This is a genomic window from Pseudomonas sp. AC169, from assembly GCF_979258515.1.
In genome coordinates this window covers 6001004-6027653 of sequence record NZ_OZ409866.1, presented here as the reverse complement: position 1 = coordinate 6027653, position 26650 = coordinate 6001004, and the positions used below count along the sequence as shown (strand labels likewise).

General features: G+C 53.5%; 22 protein-coding genes. 11 read left to right on the top strand and 11 right to left on the bottom strand.

All coding sequences use genetic code 11. The annotated features are described in order from the left end of the window. Positions 1-788 precede the first annotated feature (788 nt). Together ACZZ0G_RS26855 and ACZZ0G_RS26850 are read left to right on the top strand one after the other, a co-directional pair. Positions 789-1280: a KilA-N domain-containing protein gene (locus ACZZ0G_RS26855; RefSeq protein ID WP_463558236.1), complete on the top strand. Its 492-nt coding sequence runs from the start codon at positions 789-791 to the stop codon at positions 1278-1280. Positions 1281-1582: 302 nt separating this feature from the next. Next, positions 1583-2146 carry a hypothetical protein gene (locus tag ACZZ0G_RS26850; RefSeq protein WP_463558235.1) on the top strand — a complete coding sequence of 188 codons (564 nt, stop codon included), beginning with the start codon at positions 1583-1585 and terminating at the stop codon, positions 2144-2146. Positions 2147-2236: 90 nt separating this feature from the next. Here the strand turns inward: ACZZ0G_RS26850 and ACZZ0G_RS26845 are convergent, their stop codons facing one another. Next, positions 2237-2356, bottom strand: coding sequence for a DUF7693 family protein (locus ACZZ0G_RS26845; protein WP_463558905.1), 120 nt, complete (start codon positions 2354-2356; stop codon positions 2237-2239). A 160-nt stretch (positions 2357-2516) separates the two neighbouring features. Here ACZZ0G_RS26845 and ACZZ0G_RS26840 point away from each other — a divergent pair, with 160 nt between their 5' ends. The 3 genes from ACZZ0G_RS26840 (at position 2517) to ACZZ0G_RS26830 (ending at position 7318) form a co-directional block, all read left to right on the top strand. Then, entirely contained in the window at positions 2517-4136 is a 1620-nt protein-coding gene (locus ACZZ0G_RS26840; RefSeq protein ID WP_463558234.1) for an RNA-directed DNA polymerase, read from the top strand. Continuing rightward, positions 4133-4888 carry a hypothetical protein gene (locus tag ACZZ0G_RS26835; protein ID WP_463558233.1) on the top strand — a complete coding sequence of 252 codons (756 nt, stop codon included), beginning with the start codon at positions 4133-4135 and terminating at the stop codon, positions 4886-4888. The genes ACZZ0G_RS26840 and ACZZ0G_RS26835 overlap by 4 nt, the downstream gene beginning before the upstream one ends. 1374 nt (positions 4889-6262) lie before the next feature. Next, a complete protein-coding gene (locus tag ACZZ0G_RS26830) occupies positions 6263-7318 on the top strand; it encodes a restriction endonuclease (protein ID WP_463558232.1) in 1056 nt (351 codons plus the stop codon). Between the two features lie 230 nt (positions 7319-7548). On the opposite strand, the gene ACZZ0G_RS26825 is transcribed toward ACZZ0G_RS26830, so the two are convergent. The 3 genes from ACZZ0G_RS26825 to ACZZ0G_RS26815 form a co-directional block, all read right to left on the bottom strand. After that, positions 7549-8238, bottom strand: a complete 690-nt coding sequence (locus ACZZ0G_RS26825; RefSeq protein WP_463558231.1) for a tyrosine-type recombinase/integrase — start codon at positions 8236-8238, stop codon at positions 7549-7551. A 457-nt stretch (positions 8239-8695) separates the two neighbouring features. After that, positions 8696-9988, bottom strand: coding sequence for an ImmA/IrrE family metallo-endopeptidase (locus tag ACZZ0G_RS26820; protein WP_463558230.1), 1293 nt, complete (start codon positions 9986-9988; stop codon positions 8696-8698). 136 nt (positions 9989-10124) lie between these two features. Beyond that, the gene (locus tag ACZZ0G_RS26815) at positions 10125-10856 is read right to left on the bottom strand and encodes a hypothetical protein (protein WP_463558229.1); all 732 of its coding nucleotides are present in this window, start codon (positions 10854-10856) and stop codon (positions 10125-10127) included. A 202-nt stretch (positions 10857-11058) separates the two neighbouring features. On the opposite strand from ACZZ0G_RS26815, the gene ACZZ0G_RS26810 reads away from it, so the two are divergent. The 4 genes from ACZZ0G_RS26810 (at position 11059) to ACZZ0G_RS26795 (ending at position 15434) form a co-directional block, all read left to right on the top strand. Next, positions 11059-11460, top strand: coding sequence for an AAA family ATPase (locus ACZZ0G_RS26810; protein WP_463558228.1), 402 nt, complete (start codon positions 11059-11061; stop codon positions 11458-11460). A 102-nt stretch (positions 11461-11562) separates the two neighbouring features. Further along, positions 11563-12663, top strand: a complete 1101-nt coding sequence (locus ACZZ0G_RS26805) for an ATP-dependent nuclease (protein ID WP_463558227.1) — start codon at positions 11563-11565, stop codon at positions 12661-12663. Continuing rightward, a complete protein-coding gene (locus ACZZ0G_RS26800; protein ID WP_463558226.1) occupies positions 12656-13723 on the top strand; it encodes a UvrD-helicase domain-containing protein in 1068 nt (355 codons plus the stop codon). The genes ACZZ0G_RS26805 and ACZZ0G_RS26800 overlap by 8 nt, the downstream gene beginning before the upstream one ends. Positions 13724-14012: 289 nt before the next feature. Beyond that, a complete protein-coding gene (locus ACZZ0G_RS26795; RefSeq protein ID WP_463558225.1) occupies positions 14013-15434 on the top strand; it encodes a Shedu immune nuclease family protein in 1422 nt (473 codons plus the stop codon). A 110-nt stretch (positions 15435-15544) separates the two neighbouring features. Here the strand turns inward: ACZZ0G_RS26795 and ACZZ0G_RS26790 are convergent, their stop codons facing one another. The 3 genes from ACZZ0G_RS26790 to ACZZ0G_RS26780 all read right to left on the bottom strand — a co-directional run bounded on the left by ACZZ0G_RS26790 (position 15545) and on the right by ACZZ0G_RS26780 (position 19050). Then, positions 15545-16843, bottom strand: a complete 1299-nt coding sequence (locus ACZZ0G_RS26790; protein WP_463558224.1) for a tyrosine-type recombinase/integrase — start codon at positions 16841-16843, stop codon at positions 15545-15547. A 1282-nt stretch (positions 16844-18125) separates the two neighbouring features. Beyond that, positions 18126-18653 (bottom strand): cupin domain-containing protein, encoded by a 528-nt coding sequence (locus ACZZ0G_RS26785; protein ID WP_463558904.1) that lies wholly within the window; start codon positions 18651-18653, stop codon positions 18126-18128. Positions 18654-18801: 148 nt separating this feature from the next. Continuing rightward, on the bottom strand, positions 18802-19050 hold the full coding sequence (locus tag ACZZ0G_RS26780; RefSeq protein WP_463558223.1) for a CsbD family protein: 249 nt from the start codon (positions 19048-19050) through the stop codon (positions 18802-18804). Positions 19051-19253: 203 nt separating this feature from the next. Between ACZZ0G_RS26780 and ACZZ0G_RS26775 the strand changes: the two genes are divergently transcribed. Then, positions 19254-20066 (top strand): DUF1206 domain-containing protein, encoded by an 813-nt coding sequence (locus tag ACZZ0G_RS26775; protein ID WP_463558222.1) that lies wholly within the window; start codon positions 19254-19256, stop codon positions 20064-20066. A gap of 78 nt (positions 20067-20144) precedes the next feature. On the opposite strand, the gene ACZZ0G_RS26770 is transcribed toward ACZZ0G_RS26775, so the two are convergent. The 4 genes from ACZZ0G_RS26770 to ACZZ0G_RS26755 form a co-directional block, all read right to left on the bottom strand. After that, positions 20145-22544, bottom strand: coding sequence for a TonB-dependent siderophore receptor (locus ACZZ0G_RS26770; protein ID WP_463558221.1), 2400 nt, complete (start codon positions 22542-22544; stop codon positions 20145-20147). Between the two features lie 67 nt (positions 22545-22611). Continuing rightward, positions 22612-23562: a FecR domain-containing protein gene (locus ACZZ0G_RS26765; protein ID WP_463558220.1), complete on the bottom strand. Its 951-nt coding sequence runs from the start codon at positions 23560-23562 to the stop codon at positions 22612-22614. Further along, complete coding sequence (locus ACZZ0G_RS26760; RefSeq protein ID WP_038361341.1) at positions 23559-24068, bottom strand: sigma-70 family RNA polymerase sigma factor; 510 nt, start codon at positions 24066-24068, stop codon at positions 23559-23561. Before ACZZ0G_RS26760 ends, ACZZ0G_RS26765 begins: the two co-directional genes overlap by 4 nt. Before the next feature lie 90 nt (positions 24069-24158). Beyond that, positions 24159-25058, bottom strand: coding sequence for a helix-turn-helix domain-containing protein (locus ACZZ0G_RS26755; RefSeq protein WP_463558219.1), 900 nt, complete (start codon positions 25056-25058; stop codon positions 24159-24161). 162 nt (positions 25059-25220) lie between these two features. Between ACZZ0G_RS26755 and ACZZ0G_RS26750 the strand changes: the two genes are divergently transcribed. Then, positions 25221-26579: a glutamine synthetase family protein gene (locus ACZZ0G_RS26750; protein WP_463558218.1), complete on the top strand. Its 1359-nt coding sequence runs from the start codon at positions 25221-25223 to the stop codon at positions 26577-26579. Positions 26580-26650: the final 71 nt, after the last annotated feature.

The window sequence follows — 26650 nt, the reverse complement described above, 5'->3', positions numbered from 1 at the left end:
GGGTATAAGAAACCTAAGCAGTGGCTCGCGCTTCCCCGAGGAGAGACGCCTCGAGATAGGCTCGGCATTACCATCGAGATCAGCTTATCTGGCCTCACGCCGATCCGTTCGCAATCACCGGCGACACTGTTCAGTAGCTTGAGGCCGTCGGAGAAAGAGAACTTGGCAAGGGAATATGGTGCGGAAGGATCTCATGAGCACTGGCTCGAGCAGATTGCGGAAAGTCTGTTCGCTGAAAGAGGTCGTCGAGCGAGAATCAGGATCAGCTATGCAGGCGAGTCAGAGGGGGATCACCTTACTCTTGCTGAGTTGATTGCAGAGGGAGGCCGCATTCCAGGTAAAAAAGTGATCATGCACGACGGGAATTATCTCAACTGTGAGCCAGGCAATCTCGTGACACGCTCAAGCCGGGGTCGGACAATGAGTTGTAGAACCTGCCGCCGCCCCACAACAAGAGACCAATCTGAGCTTACTAAGGACTCCGCCGGTTCAAGTCTTCGCGTCTGCCATTCCTGCCTACGATGGATGACTAGAATCTCTGAGTAGAATAGTTCTATCAGGGGCTTGCGCAAAATGAGCACTTAAATCAATATAAACCCTATGATGTGGTATCTGCATCAGCAAGACATAGAGACCGGCTTTTCGCCGGTTTTTTTGTGTCTTGGTTTTCTCCTTTCGCCGCATCCCGCGGCTGTTTCATCCCTAAATTTACGTGTACATGGCTAGATCACGATCGTTTCTTCGTGAGGCCTACGCACGCCTATCGAAAATGGGTGGAGACCCCTGATATGAAAAATTCGATCCAAGTTGAGTACCAAAACAAGACCATCGTTTTCAGCATGAGCGGATGGTTGAACGCCAGCCATGTGGCTGAGCTTTACTCGGCTTCGATAGACAGCTGGCTGAGATCATATGAGACGAAGGAGTACCTAACTGATGTTGCTACGGTACTGGGTGTCGAAGGGCCTCAAGAGCTCATCCAAATCAGCGCGGAAAGCATCTGGCTGCACCCGAAGGTAGCGGTGGAATTTGCCAGGGATATTGATCGTAAGCTTGCTCGTTGGTGTGACATAGCCATCGATAAGATTGCGCATGGTAAATTTTCGATGAAAAAGCGTTTCGACGCTGCGTGTAAGGTCTTGGAGGAGAGTCGATGTGAGGCAAGCGAGCACGGTAGGGGGCTGAGAAAGTGGAGCTTAGAGAAGCGCGGGCTTGAATATCATGTGGCTCACCTTAAAGAACAGATGCAGCTTTCGTTGGGGCTTGATAACCCCAGCTGAAATCGACGAACGAAAGCCCGCCTAGTGCGGGCTTCGTCGTTTCTGGGGCAGGCCAAATTATGATCAGGAACGATTCGTCCCAGTCGCCTGGCTCTGAGCCTGAGCTCTCATCGCTGCACTGCTCAAGCTCAGCGCAGGCTCAAAAGGCTGCAGGTTCATCAGGTTTGCATCGAGACAGCTTTTTCTAGGCAGTGCTCTGGCCTAGATAAGCCTCATCACTGTTTTCGCCGGTAGCAGCACTCTCAATTTTGGATCAGCTCAGCCGAAACAGCGGTGAACTGTCCGCGCCCTTAAGGGAATATATGAAACGAGTCGAACGGGATTTCATCACATTGTTTAATTGTCTGTGGTACCGGGATTTCCCGGTGTCTGAGGCGCATGCCCTGGCAGGACGTGCCGACTGGACAATCCATCTTGGACTGGTCATAAGACAGTGCGCCACGCTACTTGGAGCTAGGGCCCTGTTTGAGCAAGGAGGACGTACAGACGCGGTAATCCGCTACAGCGACACAGATACGCTTTCGTTTGTGGAGTGGGAGTGGAAGCGAGCTCATACCGATATCAATGAGTTCTCCAAACTGCTTCAAAAGACCGATGGGGCCGTTTTCCAGACCTTCATTGGCTACAGCAAAGTTGCTGATCTCAAGATGACGACAGATCAGATCTGCGAGCACTGGCAGACCGCAAGCAAGTCGCTGGTAGCTTTCCTGATCACCTATGAGATGGTCGGCAGAAACCGGCGTTTCAAGGAACTGCAGACCTACATGTTCGCCAAGGGCAAATACAAAAAAATCCGCACTCAGCCTGCTTTACCCTGGGAAGTTAACCGAATTAAGGCAGATAGCGATTCTGAGGAGGCGGCATGACTAGCCGACGTGGTGGTTTTAACACGGTGGAGAGCCACCGTTTCTCCACTGTTTCTGAGTCGACAATGATAACGTGCTTTGCGGGCGGGCTCAGAGCGCCGCGAGTAAACGTTCGAGCAGCTCACGCTCCCAGACAGTCAATAGGTCGATAACATCAGTTCCGTCGCGTTGCCAGAGTCCTGTTGCACCGCGTCGTCGGTCAAAGCTCAGAAGGCCCGGTGGCGCTAGCTTCCACGCTTCGAAGGAGGTATCTCCTCCGAGATGCCAATCGGCCCGATTTATTCTCCCGCACTATCAACACTTTATGACTATGCTCGTTGAGATATAGGCCCTCTGAGGGCGCTAATCCTTAGATTGGGAGCATACTGACTTGTTAACGATAGAGCACTTCAACAGAGCTATTGATGATATCGCCGCGCACGGAGACAACGATACTCTTCCCTTCGACGTAGATTGTCGTTTTGTAGCTGAGTCTAAAGATCCCCTAATAAGCGTGGCTGAAAAAATTGCGGCAGCCTTAGTGAGGGGAGGTAAAGAGTTTGCGGTACATAAATTCAACGAAATATCTTTCTTTTCAGAGCGCCTGTTAACTCCTGCTGGGCCTACTGGATTTAGAGTAACCACAAAGATACACCCTTTCTGGAATTTTTATTTTAATGCTCTAGGTGTTGCTATAGCTCAACGTCATGAGCCGCAACGAAGTGAGCGTGCCCACTCTTACAGGTTCTCCGATAAGGGGCCAGGCTTATTTGATGCGAGTCAAAGCTGGCGAAATTTCAAGGAGCGGACACTTGAAGATTGTCTCTCGGCTCCTGCAACTGCGGTCGTTGTGCAAACGGATATTTCTAGCTTCTATGAACATATATATCATCACCGAATTCAAAATTTTATTGATGAACTGTTTCCTGATTCTCCTACCATTTCTGCACAAATAGATCGTATGCTGAGCAGCTTCGCTTCAGGCCGGTCATTCGGATTGCCGGTAGGTGGACAGTGCTCTAGGGTTTTAGCCGAGCTCTTAATGTCGAAGATTGACCAGCGGCTCACGGATGAGGGAGTTGTATGGCGGCGATATGTCGACGACTTTGTACTGGTGGCTGAAAGCCAAAGCTCTGCTTATAGAGTATTAGCCGTTCTATCGCATGCTTTAGCGGATTATGGTCTCTCACTAAACAAAACCAAGACAAGCTTCTTAGCTGTTCCTCATTACGTAGACCTTGTGAAGGTGCAGCTAGGTGGAGATGATGAACACTCTAATGCTCTCCGGGCAATAGATTTGCGATTCGATCCGTATTCTGATACCGCCGAGGCTGACTACGAGGAGCTCAAAGCAGCTGTACAGCACTTGGATGTGATGAGACTTGTAGGTGGGGAGCTGGAGAAGTCGCAACCTGATAATTTTATCGTCACTCAAGTAAGTAGAACATTGAGATTGCTGGCTCCGTCGGTTGCGTTAGAAGTTTGTACAGCCCTATTGACGGGGGTTAATATGCATTCCTTTCGTGCATCGTTTTCAAAAATTTTGAGGGGCGTTTCCCAGCTTAGAGATGAGCCAGAATACGCCTCGATTCACGAAGCTGTTGATAGTCTTTTAGACTCATTACCACTACATTCGAGTCATTTACTTTCTGTAGACAGTAACTGCTTGCATTACTTACGGGCTCTCAGGTTTCGCCGTACAGATGCTCGTGCTAAATATGTGGCCAGCCTTTACGCATCTGGGCACACAGAGACTGTCGGTCGAGCCTGTATTGACTGTTGGCGAAGCTGGAAAGACAGAGATCGATTTATAGCGTTGCGTTCGCGCTGGACAACATTTGGAGCAGGGGAGCAGAGAATGGTGTGGCTTGCCGCTACAGAGTTTGGGGATGATGGCGCCTATATGAGAAAGCAATTGCGAGCGTCAGTATTGAGTGCATGGGGGCTAGGGTTTGATAGCAGAGGAACAGATCAATTCGCATCTGCTTACGTTAGGTGGTGTGAACAATGAACGGCACTCGGATGGGTGGAGATCCTCGTACAGTTGCGCGGGAAATTTCAGGGGTTTTTGAAACTATCTTTCCACACCTCATCCCTAGGGTTGTAAACTACATTAATCGTTTAAGCGTTAAAATTCCGGCATTCGAAATAATTGATCTTAAGCTTTTATCTGAAAGCAACCTTCAAAAATCTATGCTTTTTGAGATAGCATCTGCGGTCGCTGAAAGTAGTTTGGTTTCCGGTTGTTTGCCGAATTGGGATGTCCTGTTGTTGAATGCGGTTGCTAAACAACGGTTCCACTATGATGCCGAAATACCTTTGATTTTGGCAGAGGGCGATAAGATCGTCGCTAAAGTGACGGGGGAAAATTTAGTCAGAGGTTTGGCAAGCTTGGCGGGTTCGAAATCTCTGCCGCTTTCGGATGTGGTGATTGCTCCAAAAATCCCAGGATATGGTTGGATATCATCTGGTGTCGGGGATTTCGCAGTTGGAGACTGTTTGGTTGAGGTAAAATGTTCTGCTAAAAATTTTTCCTCTGCGGATTATCGGCAGGTACTTATGTACTGGCTTATGAGTTATCTGCACGCCATCGAAACAAATTCTACTGAGTGGAAGTCATGCGTGTTGATTAATCCAAGAGTCAATAAAATGGTGACAATTAATTTTGATGAAATAGTTCGGTTAGTATCTCCAGGAGGGTCAAAGCTTCAGCTAGTAGAGAAATTTCGCGCCTCGATTGAGGTGGGGCTTAGTAGATTTTGAACGTGCCTCCCTGGATATGATAGTAGCAATTAAAAGCATCCTGACCACCGGAAATCCGAGACGATTCACGGGCGATGAGAGGAGAGGTTGTGTTCAAATTATTCTGCGCTCGAGTCATCGCTTGCCCGGCTAAGCGGCGGTGTGCAGAGAATGGAGAGATCGCTCCTTCTGGCCAATGGGCCGGGCTCACATAATCAGCCGAGCATTTCCTTAATGATGGATGCAACGTTCCTGGCATCGTCGATTCCTCGGTGATAAGTACCCTGCCATTCCAGGCCCAACGACTCTACCGGTTGCTTAAGTGATTTAGGTCGATCGTCGTATAAGCCGGCATGCCATTTCCTGGCATTGAAATGTGGCAGGCCCTCGAGCAGGGAAGGGCATGCAGCAAAGTCTGCATCGCGCTGAAGCTGTCTTGCATCATAGTCACCCCACGACGCCCAAGCCGCGTTGGGATATTGCGCAATAACGCTCCTAGCTCCTGACCAACCTCCATATAAATTCCTGCACCATCTACGTCCGCTTGCTGAATCGATGTGAGCTGGAAGGGACTGGGCGAATGGGTAAGATGAAGATCAGGCTAAAGAAAAGCGGCGAACGACGCTTGTGGAGCTGTATACCCGTCATGAATTCATCTACGGCGATTGAGTAATTTAAGCCCCTTCCTCCTATATCTCATGCGACTAACCCAAGCCCAACCGTAGCCGGAACATACCACCCAAATATTGCGCTCAGCCACTGAGACATCAAACCAAAAATCTCGAAGCCAATCCCAGCACAGGACAAATAAATCCACCTCCGTAATCCTTCTCTTAGGTGGTACAACCGTGTGCCGAGTGGAACGGGATGCCATGCTCCCCGAGGGTTACACCTAGCCATCCATCCGATGCAGCATTCGGCGCAAGAGCAAAAAACTACATAGCAGTGAGCAAGCCGTCACACTTTCTTCGCTGCCGCTACTCGTTGCTCTGACAATGACACTACGACCGAGCTCCGGTTTGGCACTGATTTAGTTCAACCTAGTCAGCGCCGTCGTGGCAGACGATCCCGTCGTGAAGGAGCAGGATGATGAGGATGAGGGGATACATAGCTCCAAGGGCGATTGTCCGAAATAGACGCGCGAGTACGCGACCATCCTGGTTAACCCTGCGCACAGGCTGCTGCCCACGAACCTGCAAAATCCCCACTATGAGTATAATGATCTAGTCGCGAGGCTATAGATATGGCTTGCAGGTCGCCCTATCTAAAAGCTATCGCAGAACACCGCACTCACTCAATCAGAAGCCTGGCAACTGCAGAGGAATGCCCAGCGCCAAGCTATCCTTAGATTGCAGCTTCGATGACCATAAAATATTTCATAGATCGAAAAGGCTAATGACAAGAGAATTTACGGGTAGAGCGACATTCAATGGATATGCGCTCGAGTTACTTTGCGGAAAGATACTCAAGGCGAACGGTTGGAACATCGAAACTTCTGATGCAGGCGAATATTCCGGATTTGATATCGTCGCAAATGAAACAGGAGCGCATTCCAGGGTAGCATTTGAGATAAAGTTTACGCGAAATTCAAGTTACCCAACTTCCGCCTTGCGCATTTCGGCAAGCAGGCTCATGGAAGGGGCTAGTTTGGCCGGAATCAACAAGGCTGTGTTAGTCATTGCCACTGATGTCCACCAAAAAATTAAAAATAAGATTCAGGAAGAATTTAAAGTTCAAATTATAGATATAAATGAACTATTGACTCTGGCAAGCGCTGACTTAGAACTGCTAGTGAGCTTAGTGAAACTATGCGAAGTGGATCTTTCTGATCGCCCGATTGACAAAAGTATCAGTAGACTCATAAATCCGGAAAGTTTCTCAAAGGAGGTTGTTCTTGGTATTCAAAAAGCGAACGGGAGTCGCGGACACGAACTCATCGACAAGCTCAAAGCTGTTCCTTATGGAAGAGATGGTTGCTATGACTACGAAGACATAGCCAGCGAGATACTGAAATATCTTTTCGATGAAAATTTGACGGGCTGGCATCCGCAGGCAAAGACTACAGATGCCTTACATCGATACGACCTTGTATGTCGCGTGATTGACTCGACTACAATCTGGAAATTTGTTGCTAGAGATCTCGACTCAAGGTACGTCCTTTTTGAATTCAAGAACTATTCAGAGAAGATATCTCAAGGTCAGGTCTACTCAACTGAGAAATATCTTCTAGACAAAGCTAAGCGTAAGGTCTGCTTCTTAATCTCTAGACACGGCCCGTCAGATAATGCTTTTGTGGCATGTCAAGGCGCTATGAGGGAGCACGGCAAGTTGATCATATGCCTAGACGATGGCGACATGGTACGGCTCATTGAAAGCCGTATGCTGGGCAATGACCCCAATGAGATTGTATTTGAGAAAATAGACCGCTTTTTAATGGAGCTACCTCGCTGACGTATTGCTTGATATAGCTGCTCTCCGGATGGCAGGGCAGCTCAAATCTTCGAGCGCATGAACATGGGTTGAGCACGATTCGCCAAGAGACTGCGATTGCTAGTATTCCTCTACTGAAAATGGGGGCTCGGCCGGTTTATCTTCTAGGCATCTAAAGTCTCGAGGGTTGCTAATACAGATCAAGCCTACAGCTGACATCACTAACCTCGGTGAGCGTGAGCGGGGATAAATCACGGCTTCTCCAACTGTACGCTAGCCCGGGCGGCGAGCCCTCCGAACGATATGCTGGAGTCGACATATCGCAATGCCGACTTCATGTTCTTCCAGCCCACATATCCCATCAACCCCTTGATGTCCCAGCCGTTCGCAGAGGCCCAGGTCGCAAAGCCTCGCCGCATCGAGTGGCTGCTATACAGCTCCGCTGGCAATCCTGCATCTTTGAAAATGCGGCGGAGCACGGGGATCAGACTATGCGGTTGCATGGCTTTGCCTGACAGATTGCCCCAGCGATCAATTCGCTGGAACACCGGGCCTTTCGCGACCCCGGCAACTGTAATCCAGTTGATGTAGGCCTCCACGGGGCAGAGCATGGCGAGTGCCGGCGTTTGGAACGTTGTTCCTTCATGCTGACGGTCACCCTTTGTATAGGGCAGAAAGAAGGTAATGCATTCACCGCTTACGGCTTGGGTGTCTTCCACCGTTAGCCTGGCTAACTCGTCGCCTCGAAAGCCACGCCAGAACCCGATCAAAATGATCGCCACTGACCGACGGTGACGTACCAGCGATTTGTAATCTCCGCGTTCAAGGGCGACTGCAGCTTCCCTTTCAAGCCATGTGACCGCTTGCTCCAGGTGCTTCAGCAGTAGCGGGGCGGCCTGTTTAACCTTTGCAGGGTGTACGACCCTGATGCCTTTGATCATTTGGCGAACGTCAGGCGCCTTGGTCGGATCAGGGAAACTCTGAGTTATGTGCCATTGCGCAAGAGCTGCCAGACGCTGCTTCAGCGTATTGATGGAGAGCTTGTCGGCGTACTCCGCCAGGTAGCGAACGACGCCTCCGCCTGTCGTGGGCAGGTACCCACCCCAAGTCACCTCGAAGTGCTCGATCGCCGCCCGGTAGCTTTTTCGGGGGTTTTCCCGGGTGCCAACGCTTCAATAATCTCAACGTCGTATCACTTGCTACGCAGTTTGGAGTATCCGATTCGGCAATGACGTTGCGACTCAAGGAGCTTGGTCTAGTACGCTGGCCGTAGCTTGGCGCTTGAAAGTAGGCGCTAGGTATCGATCGGAGTGCAAAAGAGTGGCAGGGCGATAAAGAAATGTACGCTCAAGCACCGCCCGACCATGCGTCATAAACTCCCCGTGAGATGCAGATCAATCAATCTTGCCGACCATCCTCGACCAGCAGTTCCAACGCCCTCATGCGCAATCGGATCGCTGTCTTCGAAACGTTAAAATATTCGCTCAGGGAATTGCACACAGCATGAAACTGGATGACGTTCTCCCGCTGACTGTCCAGGTACAGATGGCCGTGACCACGGTTTCGGATGCCAAGATGCTGTAGTAACAACCCAAACGCAGCCTGAAAGTCCTCTTTAGGCATCAAAAGACATGAAGCGAACGTATTTGCTTGCCACTCCAACCGCTCGACTTCCCCTTTAGGGATGGTGATGAGCTGGCTCTGGTCAATGTCCTGTGCTCGGATGGCCTCTCGTGTCATGTAGCGCTTATGACCTAGAAAGTGATGCCCCAACTCATGGGCGAGTGTGAATCGGGCCAAGTGGGATTGGCTATCTGCCGCGAAGATTTTGATCTCAAGCGGGGTGAACGTGATAGTGCCGAGAGCTGAGCCCGAGTCCTCAATGAAGCTCACGGACAGTCCACTGACATCAGCTTCCCTGGACACTAGCTTGGTTAGATCGACCTCTCCCCGGATGTATGAAATGGATTTCAAAGCCTGCTGCGCCAAGCGATCTATTCTGTCCCGCGAAATGAACGCGACCCTAGGTGTTGCGATAAGCGTGGGCTGACGAATCAGACTCAGGCTCTCTTTAAAAGCACTCTCCAAGTCGAGGCCTTTCCAGATGCCTTCCCAGCCATCCGTAAAGCCGGCAGGAGTTACGGCATAGGCGCTATAAACGGTAGGCCGAAAATCCGTTTGAGTTAGGGCGTATTCAATCTCTGCACGCTTACGGGCTCTAGCGCTACGCGCCCCGGTTAGCTGGGCGCGAGGAAGCTCCCATCGAAACTCAGATTGATCGAAGTAACGCAAGACACCGAAGCCTCGGTTCCTGGCAATGTTGAACGTGCCGGACTGAAACGCACTGGCGGACGCAAAAATACCCTTGGCATTGAAGCCGGCCACTTGACGTATCTTTGAACCAAACTCTTCGATGTCCCCCACAGGCACTTTGCCGCTGTAGTTCTTACATTCGATGAGCACAAGCAACGATGGGGTTTCGAAACCAGGCAGGAATACTTCGACAGAAATGTCAAAAATGATGAAGTCTTCTCGGTCACGCGAGTAGTAACCCTTCTTCCTGTAAATTTTGCAGCACTCAGGTCGGAACGCATAGAAGCGACCTTCATTGATCTCACGAGACAGGAACTCAAAGACCTGCTCCTCGAATCGGTCGCCCTTGGCATAGGTGCTGAGCGCTTCAATTTCCATATGTGGGGCAGGCTCCTGTTAACGGGTCAGAAAGTCAGTCGTACGTGAATAGATGGTGCTCAAGCAGCTTAGGTTTTAGAGGAGAAGCGTGTACTGCATGCTTCGCGTCACACAATTCGCCTTTTTTCCGCTGAAACTAGCCGAGCATTAAAGATATGCTGCCGAGAAGAAACATCAGGATGATGCCTACGAGGTTGACCAAAAAGCTCAGCCCTCGATGCCCTCCGTAAAGCGCTCGCAACCCTTCATTACTATTTCGGGTCGTCAGGTGCAGCAGTCCGCCCAAAGCACAAAGAACGGCTAAGTGAAACAACGGTTCGGTCAAGTTACTGGCGTCCGGCGCATAGGTAGGTTTTCCCGCACCGACCCACCATTTGATCGCTTGAAATAGGCCAAACCCGTATATCGCAAGCCACATCCCCCATCCCGACGTATTGACGACAAAGAAAAGGCAATGCGGCATGCTGATAGTGGGAAACCATCTCCTCAGCAGCCGGATCGCAGCACAGTGGAATCCCCAGCGTAGAACACTAACGCTATACAGCAATATTACGGTCGAAGCAGTGACCAACACCCAAGTCATATTTTTGAGGCGACCGAGGATCGTAAATGCCTCGGCAACCGACACTCCAGACCCAGCAGAGTTTCCATAAGCCCACTCTAAAATCAGGCCGGCTAAAGCTGCCCACACACCTGCAACAACCAAAGGCAATCCCCAGAGCCCCTGGAGCCGCAAATGGATCGGTCTATTGGTAGAGCTAAAGTCCAAGGGTTTTACAACGACTGGAGTAATCAGAAGCAGGGCATATCTACTAGCCTTATGGTCGCGAACCTTAGACCAAGCAAACTTTAAAACGGACGGCGACATCGTTACCTCTCGGAGGGGAACAGTGGCTGAGCTGCTCGCGCAGCGCATTATCAGGCGTTCTCGACTGCCCGGTAATCAAGTAGAGGCAAGGAGGGCGTACCAGAATATGGCTGAGTCGACAACGAAGCAGTTCGCTTATAGCATCATGCAGAGCGGCCATCAAAACGCCATCTAGCGGAACCTCTGCCAAGGAACGTCGAACGTGATCACCAAAATCCGTATCCATGGGTACCGTATCTACAAAGAGTTCGTGCTGAGACCTAACCCGAACGCGAACATCCTGGTCGGTGACAATGACGCCGGCAAGTCCACGCTGATGGAGGCAATTTCGCTGGCGCTTAACGGGCGGATCGGTGGGAGAGGGATCCTAGAGGAGCTCAACCCTCACTGGTTCAACACCGAGATGGTGGCTGAGTTTCTTGCCCTCAGGAATGCGGAGAAAAAACCTAAACTCCCAGAAATCCTGATTGAGCAATACCTGAAAAACACACGTGATCTCCAGGTATTGCTAGGCGCCGTTAACGCGGACGTTCCCACGAACGCTTGTCCTGGAATCGTTCTGTCTATTGTTCCCAATGAGGAGTATCAGAACGAGTTGGATTAATGGCTAAAAACGCCATCTGCGCTGCTTCCCGTCGAATATTACACCTATGAATGGCGCTCCTTCGCTGATAGAGAGCTCATACGGCGACCACGGGCACTCTCTGTGGGCACCATTGATTCTCGCACAGTCAAATCCGCCGCCGGCGTTGACTACCATCTTCGCCAGATCCTGAGCGACCACTTGGAAACATCCGAGAAAGCACAGATCTCGCTGGACTACCGCGGTATCAAAGCATCTATGACGGATGGTGCGCTGGCGCCGGTGAACAAGCGACTTTCCGGACTGGACGCTGCGCTGCAGTCAGAGCCCATGGGGCTAGCAATGGATCAGACGTCTCGTACGTCTTGGGAAAGCGTCGTAACTCCACATGTCGACGGACTCCCATTCGCGATGGCAGGCCAGGGGCAACAGCCGGCTATCAAGATCTCGCTCGCAATGAAGCGACATTCCTCGAAGGCGAACATCGTATTGATCGAGGAACCTGAAAACCATCTATCTCACACCAGCCTGACGACCCTACTCAATCGAATCGAAGACCTCGCGACGGAAGAGCAGCAGCTTTTTATTTCGACTCACAGCACCTATGTATTGAACCGTCTCGGCCTCGACGCATTGCTGCTTCTTCATCGCAACAGCGCTTTCAAAATGACAGAACTTAGTCCAGACACAGTGAGCTATTTTCAGAAGCTGCCTGGTTACGACACCCTCCGCTTGGTACTTGCGAAAAAAGTCGTCTTGGTCGAGGGGCCATCCGACGAAATCATTTTTGAACGCGTCTACAAAGATTGCTTCGGCGCACGACCAATGGCCCACGGGATAGATGTCATCAGCATGCGTGGGCTGGCACTGGCGCGATGCCTTGAGCTTTGCGCAGCGATCAACAAGCCGGTAGCTGTGATGCGTGACAACGACGGCGTTGACCCGGGTATCTTACGAGCACCGGTTCTAAAGTGGTTAGACGTGAAACGCAGAGAGCTGTTCATCGGCGCCGTCGCTGACGGTAACACGCTCGAGCCCCAGCTTATTACCGCGAATGGCGAACCTCAGTTGCGCAAAATGCTCGGGATCACTGCGGCAGCAAGCCTTGTAACCTCGATGGCGCGCGAGAAAACGGAAGGAGCAATTCGACTCGCTGAGTCGGCTGAGGTGCTCAGCCCACCTGCGTATATGAAGGCTGCGGCGGAGTTCATCCACCATGCCTAACCTTCTGACATTGGCCGTCGCTGGTGGTAGAAAAACTCAGGGACTGGTCGATCACTGCAATGCGCTACCTACCGAACGACGTGTGCTCGTTGTCACGTTCACCCAGACCAATCAGCAGGAACTGATCCATCGCCTCGGCTCCCAAGCCGGCGATCGCCACAACATCGAAGTTCTGGGCTGGTACACATTCTTGCTTCGCCACTTTGCAAAACCGTTCCTGCCATTCAAATTCCCAGGGGAGCGGGTAGGGGGCTTCAACTTCGAGGGCCGTCCCATCATGTTCGCGAAGGACAGGCAAAGGTTTATGGACGGTAGTAACCAGATCTACGCTTGCGAACTCGGCCGCCTCGCGCGGGAGCTTATGGCGGCCACCCCAGCGTTGATACGCAGACTTGAGTGCCTCTACGACGAAATTCTGATCGACGAGGTACAAGATCTCAGTGGCTACGATTGGGAAATCGTCCATGAATTACTTGAGTCGCGGATCGACGTCCGCATGGTTGGTGACGTGCGCCAAGCGGTGCTCTCAACAAACCCTCGGGGACAGAAAAATAAACAATATGGGTATGCAGGTGCACTTGAATGGTTCCTTGCACGCGAAAAGGGAGGGCTGCTTAGCATTGAGTATGCGACCACTTCTTACCGCTGCCGAGCTGAGGTCGGGACATTCTCTGATTCCATTTTTGATGCGTCATGGGGCTTTCCAGAAACAACGTCAGAGAACCACGTAGCGTCTGAGCATGATGGTGTGTACTTGCTGCACTCCAAGCATGTCGACCAATACGTTGAGCGGTACCGGCCTCAATGCCTACGCAGCACTATAGCTTCTGGCAAAGAGTTCCCGTTGGACTTCATGAATTTCAAAGTGTCGAAAGGCGCCACATTCCAGCGTGTGCTAATCATGCCTACGGCGCCAATAAAGTCCTTCATTCAGAAACAGATCTATTTGGAATCAACATCAGCGGCTGCCTTTTATGTTGCAGCTACTCGGGCCAAGCAAAGCCTGGCGATCATCATCGATAAACCTTGGAGTTCGAAACTGCCGGTTTGGGCGCCGTAACTGAGAGCAGCAGGGCGCCTGCGAGGGGGCAAACTTTAATTCTAGGCAACAACCTATATTGTCTCTGGCGCAATCACTATATGGGGTTACCTCAGGGACTGATTAGCTAGGCGCGGCGTTTAGGGTCGCAAGGGCTGACAGGGCAAGTCCCCCGGCTCTTATGCTGTAAGAGCATTGCACTGTCAGCTCAACCAGCCTTCGCTAGGCAATATCGCGGACAGTCCTTGGCATGTGAGCTTCATGTTCACCAACCAGCGATACCAATAACAATCGTCATGGAGATAGAGCAATGGAAGGGCCTAAGCAAACCTCGCAGGACATGTGGAATGGGGAGGACGTGCTTGAGCCCAGCTTCATCACCACTCGCCGGCCGTTGGAAAGCGGCTTTTGCGTTGACCTGTATCTTCAGGTCTTCGAAAAAGTCTCCATGGACAAATGGCGGTCACTGCCCGAAGACAGATGGCATCACCTAGCAACGATCGAGCCTGGCTGGATTACGATGTATCCCATCTACACCAACCCACACACTCAGCGCTATCGGAGCCCTAAGAACGGAAACGTGGGTTGCATCCTGTACAGCCATCAGTCGACGCGCGACTTTCCAGACACTCCGGATGATGCCGTGCTCTACATCGACGTAAGTCTCCCTCGCAAACTGTTTGATTCCTGTGATGAAGGGCTAGGGCTTGTTAAACAGCTCACCCCGCTCTGGCGAGGCTTACGATTCGCTCCTGGTTTAAAAACCCTAGTCATATCGGATGATAGTGACACCTCGATCACAGACGACATTGTCTTTGTGAGTGAGGCGAGGGTGGATGAATGCCGTAGAACATGCATGCGGATTACCCGGGCCCGAAAAAAGAGTGAGACGTCAGCCCAGTTGCACTGGGTGATGAGCCAGGTGTTTCCGACGCTGATGCCCAACGTGGTGTTCGAAGGCAGCCGCCCTGTGCTGGCGAGCGATACAACAGCTCGTAGAGTCAACAACTCGATTGCACAAGCCGCTGTGAGAGCCCGGCGTCACCAGCTTAGGGAGGTAAAGGTCGGCGTTGAGATGCTGGCCAAAGAAGCGCCTCGCGAACTTTTCGACCTGCGAGCGGAAATCGAGAGGGTCACTCTGGCTGTGATGATCGAAAAGTTCGAGAACATGCTTGGCCAGAACCTCAGCGAGGCACACTGGCAGCAGTTCTTCGAAGCCAACCTGTTCATCCTAGGAATGGTGTTCGCGCGCCCAGTAGCGCTTCTGCACACTCAGTTCCATGCCCGGGGATCCATGTTGAATGGAGCTGGCGCTCACATCGGCGACCTGCTTTTCTCGCAGGGACGCGAGCTGGCCATCGTGGAGATCAAGAAGCCTTCCACCTCACTCGTGCAAAGCCGGCCGTATCGCAATCGCGATGTATTCGGCCCTCATCTGCAGCTTAGTGGAGCGATTACTCAGGTACTGCATCAGCAAGGCCTGATGCGCTCCAACTGGCTGTCACACCTGCAAGACCCGACGATGCGAGACTTGCAACCAGACACAGCGAGGTGCGTCGTCATTGCAGGTACCAAGCCAACCGAAGAGGGCCGCCGGCGCAGCTTCGAGATCTTTCGCAACGCCTGTAAGGACGTCGAGGTCGTCACCTTCGACGAGTTGCTTGGTAAGCTGCGGATGCTGGCTCAGCATCTGGTACCCGTAGATCCAGTCGACATCCCAGACATTTTCTGAAGAGCAGGCCGCGTGAGATCTCGAATGAAGATACACAGCGAGGGAACGCCGCGGCCTATCAGATACCTGCCTGCATTTCTGCACATCGGCACGTCTGGAGCTAAAGACGTTTACCCACGATCGCGTAAACCTAGGCGCTTGATTGAATGTGCACGTTCCTGATCGTGTGAGTGATAGTACGTGTTTTGAGTCGTTGCCAGGTTGGAATGCCGAAGATCACTCTGCAAGTCTTTGGCGTTCCGAAACGGTGCATCAAACGTCGCCGAAGTATGGCGCAGCCAGTGCGAGGAGGCTGCCCGCAGGCTGTCCATCTCATAAGCTTCACGGCCTTCAGTGCGCATGCGGTTCAGGGCGTTGTCAAACACCGCCTGGAGGAGGGCGCGCACTTGTCGATCGGAGAGGCCAGATCGACCAGACAGGGTGGTGATCAGCGGCGTCTTCTCTTGATACTCTGGCAATGGCGACAGCCCCAAGAATCGACGGTAGCGCGTGAGGTAGCAGGTGACGTAATCGTCTCGCACGGCGATCTTGGCAGATTTATTGCCCTTACCAATGACATGGAACCACCAGTTACCTTCTTGGTCACGGCGGAAGTCGCCCATTGTCGGTTTCCAGTTACTGCGACCTGCAATATCCGAAATCCGGAGATACATACTGAACATCGTAATCAAGATAAACAACGTACGCTCATGTTTATCAGGCTCAGCGGCTGCCATAACCTCAGCGGTATCCAATACATAGTCCCATTGTAGTGGCGTCAGTGCACGGGTAACTGTACCTTCATCAGGAGTGGTACTGTATTGATTCTTTTTGGTGACTTTACGGAACGGATTAGTCCCCGCCAGTTCTTCCTCAATCAAGTACTCATAAAAACCGCTGCAAATTTTGAAGACATTGCCCATAGACCCCTTGGACGAATGATACTCCTGAGCCGCTTGGTCGCCGGAATTAACTAAATCATCCCGGAATTGTTTCGGCGTCTTTTGCGTAAACGGCCTCCATTTGGTATTCATAACAACAGGGTGTGCCAGTGCAGTCTCTGAGTTGTCATTATCCAGAAAGCGATTGCGGATAATGGGCCCAACCCAACTAGCCGGCGGATTCTTACAAAACTCCAAAAACGCCTCAGCATCAAGACGTTTAAGCTGCGTGATCGGCTTTTTAAGAACATTCAAAGACCATAGTAAAAGACGCTCGACTTGGCAGCGATAGGTACTAAATGTCAGGGTGTTCTCCGCATAATGCCGCAGATAGGCGCGTGCGGCCAAGTACCCGTCGATGGCCAGAAGCTCTTTATCGAAAGTCTCCAGATAGTCATTGACGCTGCGTATAGATGACCGACCCACAGTAAAATCCTGATCGATAAAATCATCATGGGATTCAAATAGCGGGTGGGTGAAAATGGTCATACAAGCAACAGCCCAGCACGAATGAACGGTCTGACGAGAAACTTCCTATTCTGACTGTTCTAGGAAGTTTCAATCCTCCCTTCCCAATTCAGCGCCTCTTCAGACCGACATTACAGTTAATCGGAAACCCGATACTACCTCCATCTTTACAGTCCCGCAATATCCACCATCTATCTGGCAGATCGCCCATCTTGCTTGACACGCTTCAGATTGTTTCTTATGCGCACGCGAGCATTCATTTCTATGTCGATTTTTGCAACCGCGAGATCGCATCAATAAAAACATTCGTCGGCGCGCCGCGCGCCGACAATTAAAGCAATATGTTTACCAGCTCCCCATAAACAAATAGCCAATAATGACTGGGTACTTAAGCCGCGAATAAGGGGCAGCAAAGCAAGGCAATTTTATCCATATATTGAGTGACCCGTTCCACGATCGGATTTTGTCCTTAATACGTGAATGAAATCCTCCATTCGGATTTTGTCCTTAATTCGACCAAATAGATGAATGCCCCGTCGGTAGGGGCTTCGCCTGGTCAGGCAGCGTCCAAGCGTTGCGGTTTTTGTCCTGAATTCGTCAAACGAGCGCTTCGGGACAGGTCGTAAATCAAGACAACCCAGATTTCCGTGGGAGTGCTTCCACGGCAGCTGAACGTTTAAGAAAAATGCTGAAAGCCCCGAAAACAGCGGCTTGTCAGCTTGTGAAAACCATTTGAACGCCTTAAAGGAATCCCAACGGTCTCCAGACATTTTTCGTTTTTTGTCCTAGATTCTCAAAGTAGGCCGGCGACTCGGTTTTTGTCCTCAATCCTCAAAAAACGGCTAAACGCCCCGGTTCCACGGGGTTTCGAGGGCCCAGAAACGTCGCGTACGCCCGACAGGTGTGTCCGTAATAACGCAAGCGTGGAAGAAACGCCCCATACAACCGTTTGAACTTGACTCGTTATAAATCAATGAGTTACAGGAACACGATCAGTCAGCCTGTGTCCAGAATTCGTAAAAAAGTGAGTTTTTTTGAGGGTGGTGAAATTGGCTGAACACCTTTATTTTCGGGGCTTACAGCGCAGCGATGACTCGTTTTGTCCACGATTCGCAACGGTCACAGGTGCATGTAAGTGGACATGCTGCTAGGGCGCATAGCCGTAATATATGATTTAACATAATATACATTACACGTAACAAGATGTTTCGAGATTAGCCTCGTTGCCCACGAGATTTCATTGTCCTGCACAGCCTCAAAATGGCTTTCCCTTCAATCTGATAATCCTTTGAATCTGCATCGCTCAATCCTCACCCCACGTCAGCTTTTCAATCAGCGCTCGATGCTGTGGAAACGTCGTCGTGAGTTTCTCGCGACTGCCCATCTCCATGTCAGCGAAATCAAATCCTGGCGAAACCGCTTCACTGATCAATCCAAATCCGTTTACGCCGTCCAGCAATCGAGATGCTTTACAGATGCCGCCCGGTACGTGCAATTGCAGATGCTGTCCTGCCAGAACGTCGTTGCCCATGACGACTGTCTGCATTGATCCGTCAGGATGGATCAGGCTGTATTCGATGGCGTCGCCCAAATGGAAATAATGCAGGATGTCAGACTGGTTTAAATGAAACTGGCCCATCGGTGATTGCTTGGTCAGCAGATAGTAGATCGACGTCATCAGGTAACGCGGGCCTGCAGCGGTTTCGAGCCAGTCGCGATGGTCAGCCTGATAGGTTCTGCGAAAATAGCCGCCTTCGAGGTGAGGCTCTAGATTCAACGCATTGATCACGTCTTGTGCGCTAGGTTTGCCTTGAATCACCGCCCGCTCCATTGATTGGATGATGGCTTTTTGATAGCTCAACTAAACGACCATTTAGTTGAGTTGTAAAAACGGGCTTGCAGATCCCTGGTAACAACCCTGCGTCTGATCCGCCGCTTCGATACAGGGATGCCCGGCTGGGCAGTCCCTGCTTCCGGGCTCAGCGACGCAATAGACGATTGACCAACAGCACCACAGCCGCGCCAATGGCGAGTGCGGCAACGGGTTTCTCTTTAGCGAACTTCGAGACGCTGTCGAGTGTATCGCCATAGGTTTTGGTCAGTTGGCCCGCAGCCTGGCGTCCAGCCCCCTCCGCTTCCAGTGCCGAATCACCGATCAGTCTACCAACTGCGCTCTGCGCCTTGCCGGCCAGCTTTTCTGCTACACCTTCTACCTGTTCGCTTTTCATGATTGATCAACCCTGCGTGTGTGATTGGGGAGTGCCGACAGCCCTACCCGCGTGGCTATCAGCACGACATTAGGGGCGCACGCCTGATGATTAGTTCAAAGATGATGAGCTGCAGATGCTGTCTCCGATGGTTTTCCCCTTGCCAGTAGAACCCCTCCCAGTCAAAGGGGTCTGCTCTTGCATCACTCTCGGGAATCGATCCAATGTCCACGCAACGCAGCCTTGTCATACTCGCTCGGGGAGGCTACGCCGCTCGTGGTGTGCTTTATCTGATCATCGGTATCTTTGCATTGCTGGCCGCCCATGATTCGACAAAACCCAAGGACAGCCACCGCAGCCTCGAGGCCTTGCTGGCTCAGCCGTTCGGCTATTTTCTGGTTGGGATTGTCGTAGCCGGCCTGCTCGCTTTTGCCGCTTGGCGGTTCCTGCAAGCGATCCGCGATGTCGACCATCACGGTAATAACTTCAAAGGTTTGGTGATTCGCGCCGGTCTGTTCGCCGGCGGCCTGGTCAACGGTGCTCTGGCATTGTTTGCCTTGGGCTTGCTGGTCAGCGGCATTAAAAGCTCGGGTAATTCCGGCGGGCAAACCAAAGACTGGCTGGCGCATTTTTTGTCTTGGGATTACTCGAATTTATTGGTGTACCTGATCGCGCTCGTTCCGCTGGGTGTTGGCATTGCTCACATCATCAAAGGCTGGAAGGCCTCATTCGAGCAATATTTCGAGGCCGACGAAGAGGTCATGCGTTACGTCCGTCCGGTGTCTCGATTTGGTCTGATCGCCCGTGGCGTCGTATTTATTGAAATTGCCGTGCTGCTGGCCGTCAGCGGTTCCGCTTATAAAGCCATGGACCCACCGGGTATGAAGGAAGCCCTCGACGCCCTGCAGAATCTGCCAGCGGGATGGCTGATATTGATGGTGATGGCCGCGGGGCTGATTGCGTTCTCGGTCTACAGTTTTTCTGAAGCGTGCTGGCGCAAGATCAATATGGATGTGCCGGGCGTCTCGAGGCAGTAGAGCGCTGCGCCTTTCTCTCGAAGCTTGTCCAGCCCGGCGGTAGTGTGACTGCCCACGCTCGGTGAGCAGTACATTCAGTCAGAAATCCACCGTGGCTGACAGCAGATACGTCCTCGGTGTCGACAACGTCAAACCCGGCTCACTGTCATCCGACGCCCCGGCCGAACTCCAGTAGCGTTTATCCAGCACGTTCTCGATATTCCCGCGCAAGGTGATGGTCTTGTCGTCAACCTTGAAGGCATAGCGCGTGCCCACATCGAAGCGCTCCCACGAGTCGATTTCCTTGTCGTTGGACTGATCCAGATACTGCGAACTCGAATAGATGCCCCGCGTTGTCAGCGTCAGCCCCTGCACCGTCGGCACGTCCCACTCAGCGCCGAGATTGACGTTGTATTTCGGCGTCGCCGGCGCACGGTTGCCGTCGAAGGTGCCGTTGGTGGTCTTGGTCAATTCGCTGTCGATGTACATCACACCGCCAAGCAAACGCAAGCCTTTGAGCGGTTCACCGAACACGCTCAGCTCCACGCCATTGTTCTCGCGCTTGCCATTGGGGCCAAACACCCGCGTGGTCGCATTGGTTTCATAGGCTGGCTGCTTGATGCGGAATACTGCAGCCGTCAACGCATACGCGCCGGCGTCGTACTTGGCGCCGACTTCAACCTGACGGCTGATGAATGGCGGGAAGATTTCGTCCTCGTTCACCGAGGTCGACGGCGCGATCTTGCCCTGACTCAGGCCTTCCATGTAGTTGGCGTACAACGACAGTTTGTCGGTCGCCTTGAACAGAATGCCGCCCGATGGCGAAACCTTTTCCTCGTCGTAAGCGGTGTCGCCTTTGATGTCATCGCTCCAGTCATCGACTTTCACCCGCTGCCAGCGAGCGCCGAGGGTCAGCAGCAATCGATCGTCGAAAAAGCCCAGGGTGTCGGACAGCGCTACGCCGCTGAAGCGGTTTTCGGTGTAGACCTTGGCGTCATAGCGCGTTGGTGTGCCAGGCTTTGGGATTTCGACAGGGTCATACAGATTGCTGCGACCGGCCGCATAACGCGCGCCGCCGTTCTCGAAATCCATATAAAAGTAGCTGGCCGCCAGATTGACTTCATGGCTGACCGACCCCGTATGGAACCAGTTTCGAACGCCGGCCGTGGCGGTACGGACATTTTCATCGCGAGTGAAATCACGCGGTTGCACACTGAAGTCGCCGGCATCGTTGGTCACGGAAACCGCATGCCGAAGGAAGTCGTGATTGCTTTTCCGTGCACCGACGCCGCCATACACCATCACCGAATCACTGACGTCGAACTCAGCGTTGAGCGTGCCGAAAGTGTCCTCGGTCTTCGCCTGGCTCCACGGTTGCGCGTAGTTGCGATGCACGCTATTCGCGCTCGGAACCTTGGCATTGGCCGCGACCTGCACACGTTCCTGCGGTGCATCGGTATCGCGTTCGGTGTGGCCAATATCGGTCGAAAGTCGCAAGCGCTCACCGCGAAAATCCAGGCCGAGCACAGCCATGTCGCGGTCGACACTTTGATGATCCCACTCAGTGTCACCGGACTGTTTGACGCCGTTGAAACGCAGACCGAACTGGTTGTCCTCACCGAAACGACGGCCGACATCCACGGCACCACCGACTTGATTATTCGACGCGTAATTGGCGGTCAACGAGGTGATCGGCTTATCGGTAGCGCGTTTTGGCACCACGTTGATCCCCCCGCCCACACTGCCCCGCGGCGAAATCCCGTTAATGAGTTGGCTCGGGCCTTTGAGGATGTCGACGCGATCGGCCATTTCCATGTCGATCGTGTAGGTCGGCAGAACACCGTACAGGCCGTTATAGGCCACATCGCTGTTGAACAGGCTGAACCCACGGATGGTGAATTGCTCGTAACGTCCGCCGGCCGGGTTGGTTGCACGAACCGAAGGGTCGCTGGCGATCAGATCGCCAAGCGTGCGCGCCTGTTGGTTTTTCACCGTTTCACTGGTGTAGGTGGTCATGCTGAACGGGGTTTCCATGAAGTCTTTCGACCCCAGCAAACCCTGCGAACCACGACGCGCCACTTGGCCACCGGCAAATACATCGGCACCCGTCGAATCGCTCGCGCCGAGGATCGAAGTCGGCGCCAGTTGCAGGCTGCTGCCCTCCGGCGCAGGAATCAGGGTGAAAGCGTGATCGCCCAGCGGCTGCAGTTGCAAGCCAGAACCCAGCAACAACCGGGTGAACCCCTCCTCCACGCCAAATTCGCCCGACAAACCACTACTGTTGCGCCCGCTGACCAGCGCTGGATCCACCGACAGATTGACCCCAGCCAAACCGGCAAACCGCGTCAACGCTGCACTCAGGCTACCGGCCGGCACCTGATAACTACGCCGGGCGTCTTCGGCCCAACTGGACTGGATCAACACCGGGCTGGCACTCAGGCTCAGCAGGAGGCTCAACTGCAACAACGGACGCGAACGACTTGGGAATACTGCGGGCATTGGAAGAAGCTCTCGATTTTGTTCACTTACCTGCAATGACCGGTGAGGCGAAAAAAAGGGACAGGCTTCAGCCAACATTTTGCCGAGGAGTAAGGGAAACCCAGAACCGGGTGCGGGTGTGGACTTCGATCGGCAGGCTCGCCGCCAGCAGTGCGAGGATTTGATCGGTATTATCGAGGCGGAAACTACCGGTGATGCGCAACGCTTCCAACGCCGGATCCCAGCGCAACAGCCCGGAACGATAGCGACTCAGCTCACGCAGGAAATCCCCCAACGGCTGGTTCTGCGCCATCAACACACCGTCACGCCAACCCGGCATTTTGGCGTCGAACAGCGCGATCGGTCCGACGCCGGAGGCCTGCAAATTGACCTGTTGCCCGGCGTTCAACTGCAGCGCCGGGCCGTACAACGGCTGCAATTGCACCGAGCCGCTGACCACCGACACTTGGCAATCACGCTCGTTGAGGCGCACGCAGATTTCGCTGCGGCTGACGATGATCCGACCGTACGCAGCGTTGACCGTCAACGCCGTGCTGCCGGGGACGTTGAGCGCCATCTCGCCACGCACCAGGGTCAACTGATGGCTGGCCAGATCGACGTTTACCGCACTGGCGGTGTTCAGTTGCAAGGTGCTGCCGTCAGCCAATCGTGTTCGGGTGTGCTCGCCAGTGCCAGTCTGTAAATCGGCGCGCCAGACGTCGAGCGGCAACTGACGACTGATCAACCACGCCGTCGGCACCAGCACCGCCAGACCCAGCGCTCGCTTCAGTGCTGCACGCCGCGCCAGATCCGGGCGATCCAGCGTGGCCATGGCCAATTCCGTCGGAAGACTGGAAAAGCGCTGACGCAACAATTGAATCTTTTGCCAGGCGTTTTCATGGCGGCTATCGCTGTCGCGCCAATGCTTCAGTCCCACGTGATCGGCTTCACTGGCCTCGCCGGATTCGAGCAATGCCAACCACTGTGCGGCGGCACGCGCCACATCACGCGCTTCGGTATTGGGAGCGACACGCATCATAGATCCAACATCAAACAATGCTCGTAAGCCATTGCCATATAACGTTTTATGCTACGTTCCGAGACCTGTAAACGTTCGGCGATTTCACGGTAACCGAGGCCTTCGAGCTGACTCAAGAGAAAGGCACGACGCACCGCTCGCGGCAAACCATCAAGCAGTTCATCCAGCGCTTGCAGGGTTTCCAGCAGCAGCCAGCGCTGCTCCGGCGACGGCACGCACTCCTCCGGCAGCTGCGCCAAGGCTTCGAGGTAGGCTTTTTCCAGACTGCGGCGGGTGTAGAAATTGCTCAGCAGACGCTTGCCGACGGTCAGCAAATACGCGCGCGGCTCGCGCATGTCGGCGATCGGTTGCGCACTGCAGAGTACGCGCAGGAAGGTGTCCTGGCTCAGGTCCGCCGCATCCCACGCGTTGCCCATGCGCCGCCGCAGCCAGGTTTCCAGCCAGCCTCGGTGATCGCGATACAGTTCGTGCAGGTGCTGCGGCGATGGCGTCGCTGCTTCTGTCATCTCAAGAGTCCTGCGCGAAGTCAGTTTCAAATGAGAGTGATTCTATTTAACTTGAGCGCCGACACAAAGCCTTTTTATCCGCAGCCGCGTTTATGAGCGCTTCAGCGTCTCGCTCGGCAACTCCTTGAACAACGCCCGGTAACTGCTGGAAAACCTTCCCAAATGCCAGAACGACCAGTGCATGGCCACCTCGGCAACCGTCGTTTCCGTGGGCCGGCGCTTGAGCAATTCGCGGTGTGCGCTGTTCAATCGGCGCAGGCGCAGCCAGTGGCTCGGGGTCATCCCGGTGTAGGCCTTGAACGCCTGCTGCAATTGCCGCAACGGCACCCCTGCCACGTGCGAAAGCTCAAGCAGATTGACGGTGTCTTCCGGCGAATCGGCTGCCCACTCCCCGACCCGTTTCATGATCATCCGTTCTTCGGTGCGCCGCTGTATTCCTCCGCGATCGAGGCTGGTGTGAGCGTTGTCCAGAATGAACAAACAGTCTTCGAGCAGCTGCTTTGTCAGCGAATCTTTATCAAGCGGATCAACAGCTTGCGACAACTTCGTGAGAATCGAGCTTAACCAGCGACTGAACAGAGCGTTCTGCCCGCAATTGAGTTGCGTCATGAACAACCCTTCCAGTTTGGCCACATTCAGCCCGTGCTGGCGGACAAACTCCGGGCCGAAGACCACGGCGATTTCCTGGTAGTTCTCCGGGGTAATCCAGATGTTGCGGCTCTCTTCATTGAGCAGATACAGCGCGTTGTCGCTGCGATCAAAACAGAACGCCAAGGCACCCGATGGCGCGCTGAAATTCTGCTCGACCCGGGTGTTCATCTGCTCTTCATAGACCTCGACGCCCTGCAGATCCAGATAGCGGATCTGCCCGGCAAAATGCCCCGGCGACATCTGTTGGTAATGCTGTACCCAGCCCGGCGTGGCACGGACTTGTTCGGCGACATCGGCGGTGTTGAACGCTTGGACTTGTAGCGGATTACACGTTGTCATGGGGTGACCTTGCGCACTCTTTTGGTGCGCTTTGGTGCTGCTTAAAGTGGATAGATGGAACCGCAAGGCTCGCCCAAGATAGTCGTCAACGCGCCACAGGGGAAGGGGCGGAAGATGAAACCCGCCCTCCCCGGCGTCTATAAAACCAATAACGAGGTCTTTATGAATGCCCCTTTCGATCAGCTGTTCACGTGGCTGAAAGATCACAAGATTACCGAAGTCGAATGTGTGGTCAGCGACCTGACCGGCATTGCCCGCGGCAAGATCGCACCGACCAACAAGTTCCTGCATGAGCGAGGCATGCGCCTGCCGGAAAGTGTGCTGCTGCAAACGGTAACCGGGGATTTTGTCGACGATGACATCTACTACGACCTGCTCGATCCTGCCGATATCGACATGGTCTGCAAGCCAGTGGCTGACGCGGTCTACGTGATTCCATGGGCGATCGAACCGACCGCCATTGTTATCCACGACACCTTCGACAAGTTCGGCAACCCGATCGAACTGTCGCCGCGCAACGTGCTGAAGAAAGTCTTGCAGCTCTACACCGACAAGGGCTGGAAGCCGATTGTTGCGCCGGAAATGGAGTTCTACCTGACCCAACGCTGCGAAGACCCGGACTTGCCACTCAAGGCACCGCTGGGCCGTTCGGGCCGTGCGGAAAGTGGCCGGCAGTCGTTCTCAATCGATGCCGCCAATGAATTCGACCCGCTGTTCGAAGACGTCTACGACTGGTGCGAACTGCAAGGTCTGGACCTCGACACACTGATCCACGAAGACGGCCCGGCGCAGATGGAAATCAACTTCCGTCATGGCGACGCACTGGATCTGGCGGACCAGATCACTGTGTTCAAACGCACCATGCGGGAGGCCGCACTCAAGCACAACGTCGCCGCGACGTTCATGGCCAAACCGATCGGCGATGAGCCGGGCAGCGCCATGCATATTCACCAGAGCGTGGTGGAGATCGCCACCGGCAAGCCGATCTTCGCCAATGCTGACGGGGCAATGAGCGAACTGTTCCTGCACTACATCGGTGGTTTGCAGAAATACATTCCGAAAGTGCTGCCGATGTTCGCGCCCAACGTGAACTCGTTCCGCCGCTTCCTGCCGGACACCTCGGCACCGGTCAACGTCGAATGGGGCGAAGAAAACCGCACCGTGGGTTTGCGTGTGCCGACCTCCAGTCCGGAAGCGATGCGCGTGGAAAACCGTCTGCCGGGCGCCGATGCCAATCCGTATCTGGCGATTGCCGCGAGTTTGCTCTGCGGGTACATCGGCATGGTCGAAGGCATCGCGCCAAGCGCTGCGGTCCAGGGCCGCGCCTACGAACGCCGTAATCTGCGTCTGCCGATCACCATCGAAGAAGCGCTGACGCAAATGGAAGAGTGCGAAACCGTGGCGCGATACCTCGGCGACAAGTTCGTTCGTGGCTATGTCGCGGTGAAGCGCGCCGAGCATGAAAACTTCAAGCGCGTGATCAGCTCGTGGGAGCGTGAGTTTCTGATGCTGAGCGTTTAACCCAACCCAAAAGATCCCCTGTGTCGATCGTTCCCACGCTCTGCGTGGGAATGCAGCCTGGGACGCTCCGC